Source organism: Halomonas sp. AOP43-A1-21, from assembly GCF_052376775.1.
Lineage (GTDB): Bacteria > Pseudomonadota > Gammaproteobacteria > Pseudomonadales > Halomonadaceae > Vreelandella > Vreelandella colorata.
The window spans coordinates 1-1350 of the sequence record NZ_JBQSWC010000084.1 but is presented as its reverse complement, the minus strand read 5'-3'; the positions used below and the strand labels follow the sequence as shown (position 1 = coordinate 1350).

Below are 1350 nucleotides of genomic sequence, written 5' to 3'. Positions count from 1 at the left end.
GGCGTTGAGGCTGTAGAAAAACCCCGCTGATGGCCAGGTTTTGGTAGGATCGAGGAAACAGACGAGGAGTGGTCAGCATGCCGCGCTTCAAGGCTTATAACTACGATCAGAACGCCATGGTGGTGATCAACTACCAGGATCAGCTCCAGCCAGGTACTTTTGAACACGCCGTGCACTACCTGATCGAGCACAAGCTCGACCTATCCGTTTTCCATCCCAAGTACCGCAACGATGCGACCGGTCGGCTGGCCTATGATCCGGCTATCCTGCTCAAAATTATCCTGTTTGCTTACTCAAAAGGCATCACCTCCAGTCGTGAAATGCAATGGTGCTGCGAGACCAACATCATTTTCAAAGCCCTTTCCTGCGATACCGTTCCCCACTTCACCACATTGGCCAGCTTCGTCAGCCGCCATGCTGATGAGATTGAAGCGCTGTTCGAACAAGTGCTGCTGGTGTGCCACGAACAAGGCTTGTTGGGTAACGAACTCTTTGCCATTGATGGCTGCAAGATGTCCTCCGACGCTTCCAAAGAGTGGTCTGGCACATTCAAAGAGTTGGGCGAGAAGCGTGAGAAACTGAGAGGCCTGATTCGGCATCACCTACTGGAGCACTACGCGCGCGATGAGGCCGAGACGGAAGCCGATCTGGACCGGGATATCCGACGGGCCAGGACGATTCTCTCGCTAGATGCCGCCATGAACAAAGTGGATCGTTTCCTAAAGACGAGCAGCCCAAGGATGGGCCGGGGGAAGCGAATCAAGGAAGTGAAGAGCAATCTGACCGATAACGAAAGTGCCAAAATGACCACCAGCAAGGGCACGATTCAGGGCTATAACGGCGTCGCCACGGTGGATAAAAAGCACCAGATCGTCATTGACGCTCAGGCCTTTGGCGAAGGCCAGGAACATCACACCTTGCAGCCCGTACTGGAAACGGTCGCAGCCCGTTTTAAGAAGCTCGGGATTGCGGACAACATCTACCAGAAAGGCACCGTCGTCACCGCGGATACAGGCTTTGCCAACGAAGCCAATATGAAGTATCTGCACGAACAGCAGATCAACGGCTACATCCCCGATAACCAGTTCCGCAGCCGAGATCCGAAGTTCGCCGACCAGAAAGACAAATACGGCAAGCGCCACCAGAACCTGCCGGACAAAGGCTGGCGAGAGACGACGCCCGCCAGCGCGTTTCAGTTTGATCCAGTAGCGCTAACGTGTATCTGCCCAACCGGCGAAAAGCTGTCCTATCGCGGGCAACGAGAAACGGACACTGGCAAGATCCGGGTACACTTTGAAGGGCGTTTGTTGCAATGTCGGCACTGCCCCAAGAAAGTCCGATGCATGCAGA

At 54.6% G+C, this 1350-nt stretch carries 1 protein-coding gene; it reads left to right on the top strand.

Annotated features, from left to right (window positions below; genetic code table 11):
- Nucleotides 1-77 precede the first annotated feature (77 nt).
- On the top strand, nt 78-1350 hold a 1273-nt coding region (locus ACT3R7_RS20635), incomplete at its 3' end, for a transposase (protein WP_496199456.1).